This window comes from Nocardia sichangensis (assembly GCF_047200615.1).
GTDB lineage: Bacteria > Actinomycetota > Actinomycetes > Mycobacteriales > Mycobacteriaceae > Nocardia > Nocardia sichangensis.
Genome location: NZ_JBJZOK010000005.1, coordinates 230,454 through 244,845 on the forward strand (window position 1 = coordinate 230,454; position 14,392 = coordinate 244,845).

The 14,392-nt window shown below is 69.5% G+C and carries 14 protein-coding genes; 6 read left to right on the top strand and 8 right to left on the bottom strand.

The features are described from left to right. Positions 1-11: 11 nt before the first annotated feature. A complete protein-coding gene (locus ACL03I_RS09575; RefSeq protein ID WP_412805688.1) occupies positions 12-746 on the top strand; it encodes a hypothetical protein in 735 nt (244 codons plus the stop codon). A 134-nt stretch (positions 747-880) separates the two neighbouring features. On the opposite strand, the gene ACL03I_RS09580 is transcribed toward ACL03I_RS09575, so the two are convergent. Beyond that, positions 881-1,726 carry a bifunctional 5,10-methylenetetrahydrofolate dehydrogenase/5,10-methenyltetrahydrofolate cyclohydrolase gene (locus ACL03I_RS09580; protein WP_356961946.1) on the bottom strand — a complete coding sequence of 282 codons (846 nt, stop codon included), beginning with the start codon at positions 1,724-1,726 and terminating at the stop codon, positions 881-883. 461 nt (positions 1,727-2,187) lie between these two features. On the opposite strand from ACL03I_RS09580, the gene ACL03I_RS09585 reads away from it, so the two are divergent. Together ACL03I_RS09585 and ACL03I_RS09590 are read left to right on the top strand one after the other, a co-directional pair. Next, a complete protein-coding gene (locus ACL03I_RS09585) occupies positions 2,188-3,057 on the top strand; it encodes a YdcF family protein (RefSeq protein WP_356961944.1) in 870 nt (289 codons plus the stop codon). Between the two features lie 96 nt (positions 3,058-3,153). Then, the gene (locus tag ACL03I_RS09590; RefSeq protein WP_355077403.1) at positions 3,154-3,957 is read left to right on the top strand and encodes a putative protein N(5)-glutamine methyltransferase; all 804 of its coding nucleotides are present in this window, start codon (positions 3,154-3,156) and stop codon (positions 3,955-3,957) included. Positions 3,958-3,994: 37 nt separating this feature from the next. Here ACL03I_RS09590 and ACL03I_RS09595 read toward each other — a convergent pair whose 3' ends face one another. Continuing rightward, on the bottom strand, positions 3,995-4,825 hold the full coding sequence (locus tag ACL03I_RS09595) for an SDR family NAD(P)-dependent oxidoreductase (protein ID WP_412805689.1): 831 nt from the start codon (positions 4,823-4,825) through the stop codon (positions 3,995-3,997). Positions 4,826-4,858: 33 nt separating this feature from the next. Next, complete coding sequence (locus ACL03I_RS09600; protein WP_355077399.1) at positions 4,859-6,430, bottom strand: succinic semialdehyde dehydrogenase; 1,572 nt, start codon at positions 6,428-6,430, stop codon at positions 4,859-4,861. A 144-nt stretch (positions 6,431-6,574) separates the two neighbouring features. Between ACL03I_RS09600 and ACL03I_RS09605 the strand changes: the two genes are divergently transcribed. Further along, positions 6,575-7,258 (top strand): TetR/AcrR family transcriptional regulator, encoded by a 684-nt coding sequence (locus ACL03I_RS09605; RefSeq protein WP_379251806.1) that lies wholly within the window; start codon positions 6,575-6,577, stop codon positions 7,256-7,258. A 13-nt stretch (positions 7,259-7,271) separates the two neighbouring features. On the opposite strand, the gene ACL03I_RS09610 is transcribed toward ACL03I_RS09605, so the two are convergent. Genes ACL03I_RS09610 through ACL03I_RS09625 form a run of 4 tightly spaced genes read right to left on the bottom strand, consistent with a single transcriptional unit; the run spans position 7,272 to position 11,636 of the window. Then, the gene (locus ACL03I_RS09610) at positions 7,272-8,180 is read right to left on the bottom strand and encodes a short-chain dehydrogenase/reductase (protein ID WP_412805690.1); all 909 of its coding nucleotides are present in this window, start codon (positions 8,178-8,180) and stop codon (positions 7,272-7,274) included. 5 nt (positions 8,181-8,185) lie between these two features. Then, positions 8,186-9,658, bottom strand: coding sequence for a flavin-containing monooxygenase (locus tag ACL03I_RS09615; RefSeq protein ID WP_412805691.1), 1,473 nt, complete (start codon positions 9,656-9,658; stop codon positions 8,186-8,188). A gap of 38 nt (positions 9,659-9,696) precedes the next feature. After that, the gene (locus ACL03I_RS09620) at positions 9,697-10,764 is read right to left on the bottom strand and encodes a PDR/VanB family oxidoreductase (protein WP_412805692.1); all 1,068 of its coding nucleotides are present in this window, start codon (positions 10,762-10,764) and stop codon (positions 9,697-9,699) included. Continuing rightward, the gene (locus ACL03I_RS09625) at positions 10,761-11,636 is read right to left on the bottom strand and encodes a metal-dependent hydrolase (protein WP_412805693.1); all 876 of its coding nucleotides are present in this window, start codon (positions 11,634-11,636) and stop codon (positions 10,761-10,763) included. Before ACL03I_RS09625 ends, ACL03I_RS09620 begins: the two co-directional genes overlap by 4 nt. Before the next feature lie 106 nt (positions 11,637-11,742). On the opposite strand from ACL03I_RS09625, the gene ACL03I_RS09630 reads away from it, so the two are divergent. Then, on the top strand, positions 11,743-12,405 hold the full coding sequence (locus tag ACL03I_RS09630; RefSeq protein ID WP_364431047.1) for a TetR/AcrR family transcriptional regulator: 663 nt from the start codon (positions 11,743-11,745) through the stop codon (positions 12,403-12,405). 88 nt (positions 12,406-12,493) lie between these two features. Here ACL03I_RS09630 and ACL03I_RS09635 read toward each other — a convergent pair whose 3' ends face one another. Further along, positions 12,494-13,195 (bottom strand): helix-turn-helix transcriptional regulator, encoded by a 702-nt coding sequence (locus ACL03I_RS09635; RefSeq protein WP_412805694.1) that lies wholly within the window; start codon positions 13,193-13,195, stop codon positions 12,494-12,496. A 175-nt stretch (positions 13,196-13,370) separates the two neighbouring features. Here ACL03I_RS09635 and folE point away from each other — a divergent pair, with 175 nt between their 5' ends. Then, entirely contained in the window at positions 13,371-13,967 is a 597-nt protein-coding gene (gene folE, locus ACL03I_RS09640; protein WP_355070968.1) for a GTP cyclohydrolase I FolE, read from the top strand. The last annotated feature ends 425 nt before the right edge of the window (positions 13,968-14,392 follow it).

The window sequence follows — 14,392 nt, forward strand, 5'->3', positions numbered from 1 at the left end:
ATCGACCGGAGATGAGCGCACGACCCGGATACGACCGGGGGCATCCCTACAGCGCCGAGCGGCCGGTACATGCGCCGTCCGGCGAGGACTACCGCGGCGAGTGGGCCGCGTGGGTGGATCGGCCGCCCGTGCCGCCGTCCGAACCCGCGCAGCCGCCGGAACCCGAACCGGAGCTGTACGAGGACCAATTCGCCGGGCTGATCGACCGCTCGCCCGCGCCGCGTTCACGGCGATGGGTGGTGCCACTGCTCGGCATACTCGGTATCGCCGCGCTGGCCCTCGTGGCCTATGTGCTGGTCGGGACCGGCGGCCCCGATCGGCAGGCCGCCGCACCGGTTCCGTCCGCGCAGGCCACCACGCCCGCCGCACCGACCGCGCAGTGCCCCGCCGAGCGGGTTGGCAACCGGATCCAGGGCAACGGCGTCGGCGGATTCGACTCCGGTCCCGCGGTGATCTTCGCTTTTCAGCACGCCTATTACGTGGACCGGTCCGGCGAGCAGGTCCGCGCCACCACCACCGCGGACGCCGCCGTACAAGCAGCCGACGCGATCCAGCGCGGCATCGACAGCATTCCGACGGGCACCACCCACTGTGTCGCGATCAGTCCCGGCGCCTTCGCGGGCCAGTACATCGTGGTGATCACCGAGCACCGCCCAGGACAGCAACCGGTGACCTACAATCCGCAGATCGTCACCACCACCAAGGACGGCGAGCGCACTCTCATCAGCGCCATCGCCCGCGGTTAGGCGTACCTCCGCCTTCGCTCCGGCCATGCGCGAGCTGCGTACCTCCGCCTTCGCTCCGGCCATGCGCGAGCTGAGGACGGACTACGTCCGACCGCACCCATTAGGCAGCTCTCCGCAGGCGCGAGAGCGCCCGGTCAGTCGGATTCGGCGGCGGTGACCACGTGGCGCATGAGGAGGGCTGTGGTGACCGGGCCCACGCCACCGGGGACGGGACTGAGCCCGGCGGCCTTGCCGCGTACCGAGTCCGCGTCGACATCGCCGACGATCTTGCCGTCGGGGGCCTCGTTGGTGCCGACGTCGATGACCACCGCGCCCTCCCGGACGTGCTTGCCGGAGATCAGGCCGATGCGGCCCGCCGCGGCGACGACGATGTCGGCGGCGGCGGTGACGGCGGCGAGGTCGGCGGTGCGGGAATGGCACACCGTGACGGTCGCGTCCTTCGCCAGCAGCAGCTGAGCGAGCGGCTTCCCGACGACGTTCGACCGGCCGACGACCGCGACGTGGCGGCCTGCCAGCGGGATCTGGTGGTGCTCGAGCAGTTCGACCACGGCCTCGGAGGTGGCGGGGACGAAGCCGTCCAGCCCGGCCGCCAGCAGGCCGAGCGACAACGGGCTGACGCCGTCGACGTCCTTGGACGCGACGATCGCGGAACTCACGTCGTCGAGGGTGACGCCCTTCGGGAGGGGGGTCTGCAGCATGATCGCGTCGGTCGCCGGATCCGCACCGCGCGCGGCGAGCTCGGCACGGATCTCCGCCGCACCGGCCGCTGCACCCAGATCGACCGTGTCGCAAGCGATTCCGAGTCGCTCGGCCGCTTTGCGAAGTGAGTTCACATACCAGGCGCTCGCGGGGTCGTCGTTCGCAACGACCAGAGCAAGACGCGGAGCGGCGCCGCCTTCGGTGCGCGCGGCGGCGCGGGCCTTGGTGTCGGCGTTGATGGCGGCGGCGAGTTCCTTGCCGGACAGCGAAACGGTATCCACGTTGACACAGCCTAACGGGCGCGGCCTGACGAATCCCTCCCGCGCCCACGTCGAGTTGAGCTAATGGAAGGCAATCGAACGCCGAACCGCGGGCGGACGCTCGGCGAACCGAACGAAGACCGTTCGACACGCCGGAAGGCACTCGTCCACCATCGGGCCGCCAGGGTCGAGCGGAGCGACACGGACGAGCATTGCCATGGCAGCCCGCCTTGCGCCGAACTGAACGTCCTCTTGGTACCGAGCGAAGATCGAAACGTGCCGACTCGGCATCGAAAATCGCCGACAGCGGATTTCGCGACCTGTCGTTCCGCCGAGCACACATAGCCGTGACGACGGCGCATGACCCGTTCGCCAATTGCCGGATCGCCGGGAACTTCGGCCGTATGGTAATTCCTGCTTGCCCCAGCTAACTGCTAGCACGTGCCAACCCGTTCCGCAGCGGAAAGGTGACGACTGTAGTGATGATCTCGAGGCATTGGAAATCTCTCGTCGCGGCGTCGTTCGCCGCGTTCTCGCTCACCGGGCTCGCCGGTGTCCCCGCGCACGCCGCGCCGGAAACGGACGCCCTCTACAACTCCGCCCAGCGGCACTTCGCCAACGGCGACGACAACGCGGGCCGCGCCGACCTGCGCAATCTGATCGGCGCCGACCCCGCCGACGCCGAAGCACTGGCCCTGCAGGCGATCTGGTCGGACTACGCCGGTGACCTGCCCGCGCTGGTGGACGCCATGGCCCGGCTGCACGCGGTCGATCCGGGCTTGGCACAGGGCACCGACAACGTGCTCGGCGCCATCCGCGCCGCCGTGGGCACCCTGCCGAACCCGCTGCCCGCGCTGGCGGGGCCGCAGACCGGCATCGTCGTGCTCGGCTACGGCCTGCTCCCGGACGGGGCGCTGCGTCCCGAACTGGTGAACCGACTCACCGCGGCCTGGTTGCAGTCGATCGCCGCGCCGTTGTCGCCGATCGTCGTCACCGGCGGCAATCCGCAGAACGGCATCACCGAGGCCGAGGCCATGCGCGACTGGCTGGTCACCCACGGCGTGCCGCCCACGCGCGTCCACGTGGAGAGCCGCGCGGGCTCGACCGTGCAGAACGCCCTGTTCAGCACGAGGCTGCTGCGGGACGTGGGCGCGACGAGCGCGATCGTGGTCACCTCGCCCAATCACATCCGCCGCGCCGTGGCGGATTTCATCGTCGCGGGCACCAGGGTCGTCGGCGCGACGACCTCGCTCGAACAGCTGGTCTCGCAGCTGCCGCCGCCGGGCCGAGCGGGCCAGCGCGGCATCTACCTCGACGCCACCCGCACCTTCCAGCTCGACACGGCACGCTGACTCCGGGCCGATCGGGACCCGCGTCCGAAACGCCGGTCCCGATCGCCCGGGGAAATCCGTTGGCGGCGTCACGCGTGCGCGCGGCAGGATGGCCCGGTGACGTCAGCGGGAAGTACCGACGTGGTGGCTCGGCTCCGGGCGGCGGGCTGCGTGTTCGCCGAGGACGAGGCGCGGTTGCTCACGGCCGCCGCCGCAGAGACCGGTGTGCCCCTCGAATCGCTGGTCGCCCGGCGCGTCACCGGCAGTCCGCTCGAGCACCTGCTCGGCTGGGCGGAGTTCCACGGACTGCGGGTCGCGGTGTCGCCCGGCGTCTTCGTGCCACGGCAGCGCACCGCGTTCCTCGTCGATCTCGCGGTCGAGTTGATCCGCGACCGCACCGGCCATCCGGTGGTGGTCGATCTGTGCTGTGGCTCAGGCGCCCTCGGCCTCGCTGCGGCGCGGGCCGCCGCCGACGCGGGCCGCGCGATCACGCTGGCCGCCGCCGACATCGATCCGGTCGCGGTCGCGTGCGCCCGCCGCAACCTCACCCCGCTCGGCGCCCCGGTCTACGAAGGGGACCTCTTCGAGCCCTTGCCGGAGGAATTGCGCGGCTGCGTCGACGTCCTGCTCTGCAACACCCCCTACGTCCCCTCGGAGATGATCGCGCGGATGCCGCCGGAGGCACGCGATCACGAGCCGCGCACCGCCCTCGACGGCGGCCCGGACGGATTGGATGTCTTCCGCCGGGTCGCGGCCGATGCTGCCGAGTGGCTGGCCCCGGGCGGACACCTGCTCGTGGAGTCCAGCGAGGACCAAGCGCCGATCGCGCTCGACGTGCTGGCCGAGCACGGCCTCGCCGGGCGCGTCGCGGAGTCGGACGAGCACTACGCGACCGTGGTCATCGGCACCCGCCCCCGGTGACGAGGGCGCACCGCCCGGCTCCGACCCGGACGCCGCGCTACTTCTTGCGGCCGGTGAACTGGTCCATCGAGTGGTAGACGCCGACCGTGTCGAGGAACAGGTCGCGCAGCTTGATCGGCAGCAGGCCGGAGAGCGCCTTGTTCAAGCGTGAGGTCCACGGCAGTACGAGCAGCGGGGCGCCGTTCTTCATCTCCCGCCACGAGGTATCGACCACCTTCTGCTGGTCCAGGATCGGCGTGAACAGGAATCCCTTGGCGCCCTCGAACATTCCGGTGTTGATGTAGGTCGGGCAGACCGTGGTGATCTTCACGTGGTCGTGGCCGGCCTGTTCCAGCTCGATGCGCACGGAGTCCGACCAGCCCAGCGCCGCCCACTTGGACGCGGCGTAGACGCTCATGCGCGGGTTGGACACCAGGCCCGCCGAGGAAGCGACGGTCAGCACTCGCGCCTCGGTGGATCCGGCGACCATCGCGGGCAGGAATTCGAGCGTGACGTACATCGGTCCGAGCGAGTTGATCGCCATCGTCTTGTCGATGTCGGCGCGGTTGTCGGTTTCCCAGAAGTAGCTGTTGCCGCGCACGATGCCCGCGTTGTTGACCAGGATGTCGATGCCGCCGACCTGCTCGCGCACGCTTGCCGCCGCCTCGGTGATCGACTCGGCCGAGGCCACGTCGACCACGTGATGATGCACGGCGCTGCCGCGGCCGGTCAGCTCGGCGGCGGTCTCCTTCAGCGCGGCCTCGTTGATGTCCCACAGCACCACCGCCGCGGCGCCTTCGCGCACCGCACGCTCGGCGAACAGCTTGCCGAGGCCCATCGCGGCCCCCGTGACCAGGACCCTCTTGCCCGCCACCGTGTCCAGTTTCATCCGTACCGCTTCCTGATCCGTGAGTCCTGCGAGTTACTTCTGCCGAAGCGATTTCATGACGCCGAAGTACAGCGTCATGGTCTTGGCCCAGAGCGCTTCGGACATGCCGGGCAGCGGCGCGATGGGCAGCACCCGCTGCACCGCGATGGTCTGGGTGTCGATGTACTTGAGCAGGCCTTCGGGACCGTGCCTGCGCCCCGTGCCGGAGATGCCGAGCCCACCCGATGGCGCGTCGGCGCTGCCCCACGCGGCGATGAAGCCCTCGTTGACGTTCACCGAGCCCGCGTTGATCCGCGCCGCCACCGCACGGCCGCGGGCGGTGTCCTTGGTCCACACGCTGGCGTTGAGGCCGTAGGCGGTGTCATTGGCCTGCGCAACGGCATCGTCGTCGCTGCTCACACGGTAGATCGAGACCACGGGGCCGAAGGTCTCCTCGCGATGCACCGTCATGCCCGGCCGCACGCCCGCCAGCACCGTGGGCTCGTAGAAGTACGGGCCGAGGTCCGGGCGCGCGCGACCGCCCGCCAGCACCGTGGCGCCCTTGGCCACCGCGTCGTTCACGTGCGCCAGCACCGTGTCCAGCTGACGCTGGAAGGTCAGCGAACCCATGTCGCTGTCGTAGTTCAGCCCGCCGCCGAGTTCGATGGCCTCGACGTGCCCGACGAATTCGGCGACGAAGCGGTCATAGACGCTGTCGTGTACGTAGATCCGTTCCATCGACTCGCACAGCTGCCCGGCCGAGGCGAAGCAGGCGCGGATGGCGATCTTGGCGGCACGGGAGACGTCCGCGTCGGCGAGCACCAGCAGCGGGTTCTTGCCACCCAGTTCGAGGGAGTAGCCGATCAGCCGCTCGCCCGCCTGCTGGGCGATGGTGCGCCCGGTGGCGCTGGAGCCGGTGTAGTCGACGTAGTCGGCGCGGGCGATCACGTCGCCGCCGATCACCGAACCGCGGCCGAGCACCGCCTGCCAGAGCCCACGCGGCAGTCCGGCGCGCACGGCGGCATCGATGGCCCACAACGCGGTCAGCGCGGTCTGGTTGTCCGGGCGCGCCACCACCGCGTTGCCCGCGACGAGAGCGGGCAGCGCGTCGGAGACCGCCAGGGCCAGCGGGTAGTTCCACGGCGAGATCACCGCCACCACGCCCTTGGGCCGGTGCAGCACGTCGACCTGGGTGAGCACGGGAAGCACTCCGCGCGGCTTGCGGGTGGCCAGCAGCCGGCCGGCTACCGAGGCGTAGTACCTGGCGTTCACGGCCACGTCGCCGACCTCGTCGAACGCGTGCGCCCGTGCCTTGCCGGTCTCGGTCTGCACGATGTCCAGGATGGTGTCCTGCTCGGCCAGCACGATGTCGTGGAACCGGCGCAGCACCGCGACCCTTTCCCGCACCGGACGCCGCGCCCACTGGCGCTGCGCTTCGCGGGCGGTGGCGAACGCGGTCTCGATATCGGCGGTGGAGGACTGCGGCAGGTCGATGATCTTCGCGCCGGTCGCGGGCGCGAATACTTCGACCGCGGGGGCGCCGCCCGCGACGGCGTGCGCGAGCAACGGCCGCACCAGCGCGGAGGGCAGCGCGTCGGCGGTGACCGGGTGGGAGGCGGTGGTCATGTTCGGCCCTCTCGAGGACGGTGGGCCGCGTGCGCGCCCTATTAAATGAACAGTGGTGTTAGATTAATGTCTATGTCACTGCTCGTGTCAAGCTGTTCGTCGTGGCGCACAGGTATCCCGGAGGCCGCTTTGTGAGGTGGCACCATGCCCGCTGAGTCGACGGCCGCGCGGCGCGGCAGACCGCCGCAGACTCCGGAACAGGCCGAAGAGGTGCGCGCCCGGATCGTGCTGGCGACGGCGGAAGTGTTCACCCGCACCGGTTCCCGCGGGCTGAGCGTCGCGCAGATCATCGAGCAGGCCGGGTTGGCACGGCCGACCTTCTACCGCTACTTCGCCAACGCGAACGAACCCCTGCTCGCGGTGCTCGACAGTTCCAACGACGGGTTGGTCGGCGGCATCCGCACGGCGCTGACGGGCACCGACGAGCCGGTCGAGCTGGGCATCCGATTGATCGACGCCTACCTGGACTGGGCGCGCGGGCACGGCCCCATGCTGCGGCCGCTGTTCGCCGAGCTGCACGATCCGGGCTCGCCGGTGTCGGTATACCGGGAGCGCGCGCTCGACGACATCCGCGCGCTGGTACGCGAGACGTTCGCCGGGCTGGGCCGTCCGGTGCCGAGCCCGCTGGACCTGGACGCCGCGCTGCACCTGTGCGAGTACGTCGTCTACCGGATCTCCGCCGGTACCGCACCCGGCGCCGAGCCGGACGCGGACACCGTCGCGGCGGCACGCCTGACCATGATCCGGGTGCTGCTCACGACGCTCGGCACGCGAGCCGATGTGGAATACGCGCTGACGCTGCCCACGATCTTCCCCGCCGAGCCATAGCCCGGCCCGCGCGTCAGCGCGGAACCGGGGTGACGGGGCGGCTGTCGAGGACGCGCTGCTCGACCCGGTGGATCAGGTCGTGCACGCGCGGGTCCCGGGCCAGCCTGCTGTCCAGCACCACGTTGATCGCCCCGCGGAACAACGCGTAGGGCTCCCACTGTGGCGGCGCGATGGTGCGCGCGGCGCGACGGGCGATGCCGTCGGCGATGGATTCCGCCGCGTCGCGCACGGTGATGCGCAGGTTGAGCGGCCACGGCAGCAACGCGCCCAGATCGGCGCCCAGATCGTCTTCATCGAGGGCGCCGTGGGTCATCGCGGTGTCGACGATGCCGAAGTACGCCACGCCCGCGGTCGCGCCGACCGCGGCCAGCTCCACCCGCAGCGCCCGCCCGAACTGCTCGACGGCGGCCTTGCTGACCATGTAGGGCGAACCGGCCATGCCCGGCGCGAACGCCGCGGCGGAGGAGACCACCACCACGTGCCCTTTCGCGGCGACGATGTCGTCCAGCGCCGGATGCACAGTGTTGAACACGCCGGTCACGTTGATGCCGATGACCCGATCGAAGTCGCCGGGATTCATCGTCCGGATGGTCGCGGGCTCGGGCACCACGCCCGCGTTGGCCACCACGACATCGATCCGTCCGAACCGCTCGCGCACTCGGGAGATGGCTTCGCGCATCCCGATTCGATCGGAGACGTCCGCGCGCACGACCAGCGCCCGCTCCCCCATCGAGCGCCCGACGGCCGCGGCGGTGGCCTCGTCGATGTCGATCAGCGCCACCGAAGCGCCCAAGGCGTAGAGCTTTTCGGCCAGTGCCCGGCCGATGCCGGTGCCCGCGCCGGTGATCACCACCACCCGGTCGCGGACATTCAGGTGCTCGGCGGGCGGGGAGAGAAGCTGACGCAGCAGGTCGACGACCACGGCGCTCACCCCGCCCGCAGCCGGTAGGACTCGTGATCGAAACGACTTGTGCGCCTGCGATACTCGAAGCTCCAGTTCGGGTACAGCCCCGCGTTGCCGCCGTCGGCGGTCTGGTAGTAGCTGCGGCAACCGCCGGTCAGCCAAGCGGTGTCGCGACTGCGCTCGGTCACCTCGTCGAGGAAGGCACGCTGCACCTCCTCGCGCACATCGATCCGCTGGATGTTCTGCGCACGCATGGTGGTCACGGCATCGACGATATAGCGCACCTGCGCCTCGATCATATAGATGGCGGACTGATTGCCCGCCGCCCCGAACGGACCCAGCGTGCAGAAGAAGTTCGGGAACCCGGCCATGGTCGTGCCGAGGTAACTGCTCGGCCGCTCCCGGTACCGCTCACCGATGGAGCGCCCGCCGATTCCGTGCACCCGATCGAAAACGGCGGGGGGAACACCGAATCCGGTACCCCAGATGATCGTGTCCACAGGGTGCTCCGCGCCGTCGGCGGTGACGATCGACCCGGCGCGGATCTCTCGGATGCCCTCGGTCACCACCTCGACGTTCGGTTGGGTCAGCGCCGGATAGTAGGCGTCTGAGAAGATCGCACGTTTGCATCCGATCACATAGTCAGGGGTGAGTTTGCGGCGCAGCTCGGGATCGCGCACCTGACGCAGCAGCTGGAGTCTGCCGAGCGCCTCGTACGGATGGCGGAATCGCTTGTCCACGAAGCCGACCAGACCGAACGCTTCGATGCCGGTGTAGTACAGGCCGCGCAGCGCGCGGCCGAGCGCGGGCACCCGGCGCAGCAGCGCGCGTTCGGCGGGCAGCGTGCGGCGATCCAACCGCGACACGATCCACGGCGCCGAACGCTGGAACACGGTCAACTCGCCCACCAGCGGTTGGATCTCGGGGATGAATTGGACGGCCGACGCGCCCGTGCCGATCACCGCGACGCGCTCGCCGGTGAGATCGTGCTCGTGGTCCCAGTGCAGCGAATGGAATTGCGCCCCTTCGAAGGTCTCCGCGCCCGGCAGCCGCGGGATCCGCGCCTCGCTGAACGGCCCGACGGCGGAGACCAGTACGTCCGCGGTCAGATCGCCGCGATCGGTGCGCAGCCGCCACCGCGTGCCTGCTTCGTCCCAGCGCGCCTCGAGCAGTTCGACGCCGAACCGCATGTGGCGCACCACGTCGTGGCGCGTCGCGACCGAGCGGAGGTAGGCGAGGATCTCCGGCTGCGTCCCGTAGGTGCGCGACCAATTCGGATTGGGCGCGAAGGAGTACGAATACAGATGCGAAGGCACGTCGCAGGCACAGCCCGGATAGGTGTTCGCCCACCAGGTGCCACCGAGATCGTCGGCGCGCTCGAGCAGCACGAAATCCTCGATACCCGCCTCGCGCAGCGCGACCGCCAGACCGATTCCGGCTATCCCGGCTCCGATCACCGCGATCGGGACGTGCTCCGGATGCGCAGCCACTGCCATGTCCTCCTCCCACCCGCGGGCGTCGTTGCCCGCCGAGCTCACAGATCCAGTTCGAGTTCGCCGCCGTGCGCGCGGGAGACGCAGGTCAGCATCGCCTCGGCGCGCTCGGACTCGAGCAGCGACCGGTCCCGGTGTTCCACCGCGCCCGCGAGCACCCGGGTCTTGCAGGTGCCACAGAAACCCTGCCCGCAGGAGTAGGCCACGCCGGGCAGCACGCGGCGGATCGCGCTGAGCGCGGACTCGTCGGCGGCGACCTCCACGTCGAACCCGCTGCGACGCAACCTGATCCGGAACGGCTTCCCGTCCCGCACGGGCAGCGGCGAGAACCGCTCGGTGTGCAGCGAGGCCGAGGGATCGTGCAGCGCGAGCACCCCGCGCGCGGCCTCGGCCAGCGGCGGCGGCCCGCAGACGTAGACCGCGGCGCCGGGCGGCGTCTGCTCGAAGATCATCCGCGCGTCGGGTACGCCGAACTCGTCGTCCGGCCGCACCACCACGTCACCGCCGGTGTAGCGGGCCAAGTCGTACAGGAACGGCATGCGCGTCCTGGAGCGGCCCAGGTACATCAACCGCCACGGCACCCCGGCATGCTCGGCCGCGGCGACCATGGGCAGGATCGGCGTGATCCCGATGCCGCCCGCGACGAACAGATAACACGGCGCGGCGACGAAGGGGAACGCGTTGCGCGGCCCGCGCACGCCCAGGCGGTCACCCACCCGCAGATCCCGATGGATCTCCGCGGAGCCGCCCTCGCCGTCGGCGATGAAACGGACCGCGATGCGGTAGAACCCGCGGTCGGCGGGGTCGTTGGTGAGCGAATACTGCCGCTGGCGACCGGAGGGCAGGAAGACATCCAGATGCGCGCCGGGCGTCCACGCGGGCAGCGGGCCGCCCTCGGGGTGGCGCAGCCACAAGCTCACCACACCGTCGGCCTCCTGGCCGATCCGGTCGACGACCACCTCGAATTCGTAGCCGGTGCGGCGGACCGGATCCGGGCGCGAGAGCAGTCGCGCGGCGTCGCCTTCCACGAACAGCCGCTTGTAGGCGTCGGCCGCCGAGCCGATCAGGCGCAGTGCGGGCCCTGGCTGGAACCGCTCGACGGCGGTCACCCGCGCGCCGCCCGTGCCGCGGGCGACTGCGCGAGGTAACGCAGCGCGTTGTCCATCGGGCCGAGCTGCGACGGGTGGAAGCCCGGCCGCAGGTAACGCGGAATCTCGGTGAAGAAGGTCGTGAAGCTCGGCACCACACCGCGCACCGAGGCGCTGGCCATTTGGAGTGGCCAGAATCGGCCTTTGTGCTTCGACGGGTCCTTGTGGAACAGGTAGCCCCCGGAGATGACGAACAAGACGAGCAAGCCCGCGCTGGCCAGCAGCGCCTGCCGCGCCTTGCGCGCGTATCCGCCGTCGACGTGCATGTACGCGTCGTAGACGACGCTGCGATGCTCGACCTCCTCCGCGCCGTGCCAGCGGATCAGATCCAGCATCGCCGGGTGCATGCCCTTGGCCTCGAGCTTGTCGTTGGCGAGCAGCCACTCCCCGATGACCGCGGTGTAGTGCTCCATGCCCGCGAACAACGCCAGCCGCTCGCACAACCACTCCCGCTTGGCCCGGCCGGACAGTCCGTGGTCGCCGAGTATCCGGTCGACCAGCCAGGTGACCCGGTCGACCATCGGGCCGACCTCCAGGCCGAGCCGCTCCAACTGTTCGCGCGCCTTCTCGTGCGAACTGGCATGCATGGATTCCTGGCCGATGAAGCCGCGGACTTCCTCGCGTAACCGCTCGTCGTCGATCAGCGGCAGTGCCTCGGCCAGCGCCTGCGCCATCGCGCGCTCGCCTTCGGGCAGCACCAGGTGCATCACGTTGATGATGTGGGTGGCCATCGCCTCGCCGGGGATGTAATGCATCGGCACCGTGGCGAAGTCGAACTCCACGGCCCGCGCGTTGATGGCGTGTGTCTGGTCGGCATATACGGCAGAACCCATCTCGCACCCCTCGTGATCGATCGGTGGTCTTCGCAATGTATTGGTGACATCACATGCTGTCAACATCGCATGATGTCAATTCGGCCGCTATGAGAGGATGACGGCCATGGACGAAGCCGACGGGTCGATTCCGGGCATGCGCCGCTGGCGCGGGCAATCCCCCGCCGATCGCGTCGCCGCGCGCCGGGAACAGCTGATCGAGGCGTGCACGGAACTGATGGCCACCGTGGGCGCGGCCGAGACGTCCATGCGAGGTGTCTGCCGTCAGGCCGGACTCACCGAGCGCTACTTCTACGAGAGCTTTCCGAACCTGGACGCGCTGCTGACGACCGTGCTGGACACCGTGGTACTGGGCGCGCGCGACCGGTTGCTGGACGAGCTGCCCAACGCACCCGTCGAACGCGACGCGATGTTCCGCCACATGGTCGCCGTCTTCACCGACTATCTGCTGGAGGACCGCCGCCGCGGGCGGATCATGTTCGTCGAGTCGCAGGCCACGCCCGTGCTCTTGCCGCGCGCCTATGAACTCATCGGCCTTTTCACCGCGCCGATCGCGTTGGTCATCAGCGCGGGCGACTACACCGAGCCGATGCCCGACGAGCACGATCACGAACTCAACGCCAGCGCCATCTTCGGTGCGCTCGCCTATCTCTATCGCCCGTGGCTCGACGGCGAGATCCCGGTCTCCCGAGAGCGTTTCGACGCGCACACGTCCGACGTGCTCGAACGGATCGCCACAGCGCGCTCCTCGCTGAGCACCGAAGCCTAGCTCCGGACGCCGAGCGCCCGATCGGACCATGCGGCTCGATGGGCGCCACGTGAACGTGGCCGACCGGCCGCTCCGGGCCGGTGATCGATCACACGCGGCCGCCGGTCGAACGCAGCTCGACGCAGCATTCGCCCGCTGTCGGCGCGAGCGTCGCCGTCACCGTGTCGGCTTCCAGGCCGTTCAGAAAGCCACGCAGGTAGGCGTGGTTGATTCCGCACACCAGGTCTGGAGCCTTGGCCGCGAGTGGATGGAACGGGCAGTTCCGCAGGCGCAGACATCCCGCGCTTTCCCGGCCGGGTTCGAACCCTTGATCGGTGAGCGTCGACTGCAGCAGGGTCAGCGCACGTTCGGCGCCGAGGCGTCCCGGCCGAAGTTGTTGCCGTAGCGCCTGTCCGTGTTCGGCGCCGCGATCGCGGGCTATCCGCATCGCGGCCTCCCGCGAGGTCTCGTCGGCCGACTCGGCGAGGACGGCGTCGGCGAGTATCTCCGCGAGCACCTGGTGGCGGCGTTCGGGAATGCTGATCTGGACCTCGGTGTCGGCGGGCTCGTAGACCTTCGGCGTGCGCCCGACCCGCCGGACGCCGCCGACCTGCTCGTAGCGGGCCCGCAGCAACCCGGCGTCGACGAGCTTGTCCAGGTGGAACGCGGCCAGCTTGCGGGATATCCCGACCTGCTCGGCGGCCTCGTCCCGGGTTACCGGGCGACGGGCGCGACGGATGAACCGATACATCCCGCGCCGCAGTTCGTCATCGAGGGCGGCCACTGCACCGATCGCCGCATCGCTGGTCACAGGATCACGATAGCACTTACCACACTAGTTGAAATACGTGTGATGCGATATATGCCCAGCTCTTGACCACCTCGGACAATTTAGCCAATAATAATTGGCGTAATCAGTCCGACCGCATTCGGACCAGCCACGGCGGTGCGCCACGAGCCGCCCTCGACATGGGGAGCCAGCGTTCATGTCCCATTCCGCGTTACGAGTCGTCCACGACTCCGGCACCACCGTCGACCTGACCGCCGCCGAGCGCGCGGCCGGCGAGTTCCTCTCCGCGCTCGGCGTCGGCCTCGACGACGAACACCTGAGGGCCACCCCGGGCCGCATGGCTCGCGCCTACGCCGAACTGTTCACTCCCCGCCCGTTCGACCTGACCACTTTCCCCAACGACGAGGGCTACGACGAGCTCGTACTGGCCCGCCGCATCCCGTTGCGGTCGGTATGCGAGCACCACCTGCTGCCGTTCGTCGGGGTCGCCCACGTCGGTTATCTACCGGGCGACCGCATCCTCGGACTGTCCAAGCTCGCCCGCATAGTCGAGCACTTCTCCTGCCGCCCCCAGGTGCAGGAACGACTGACCAAACAGATAGCCGATTGGCTGGCGACGAATCTGAGCCCCAAAGGGGTCGGGGTCGTCATCGAAGCCGAACACACCTGCATGACCCTGCGCGGCGTGCAGGCGGTCGGCACGACCACGGTCACTTCCACCATGCTCGGCACACTGCGTGACGACGCCCGCTCTCGCCAGGAGTTCTTCTCCCTCACCGGGATCGCGCCCTGACCATCTCACCGTCGAGCTACAACCCCCACTGAGCAGCGACCGCCCACACTGAGGCGTCGCCCGGATCGTTCGGCACGTCCAATGGTGGGCAAACCTTCTGTGCCACAGCGATGTTCGGCACGTATCGGAGCACTGGCCGCATCACTCCGATCCCGCACCGGACGCACGGTTCGCAGTGAAGTCACTCACATCCGACGAGAGAGACGTCTCCCCGAGTACTCACACATTGCCGCCATTCGGCAATAGCCGATCGGTTGCCATTCCGAAAGCGACGCATTCGCCCACCCGGTGCGCCGCATACGGCCCGCGACGCGAAACACCGTGACAAGCCGAAACGGCTCTTCACATCGCAATACTGCGAACGCCATAGCCAGCCGGTCACCGGTTGGTGATACCTCACGAAACACATACCTTCGCCAGTGATT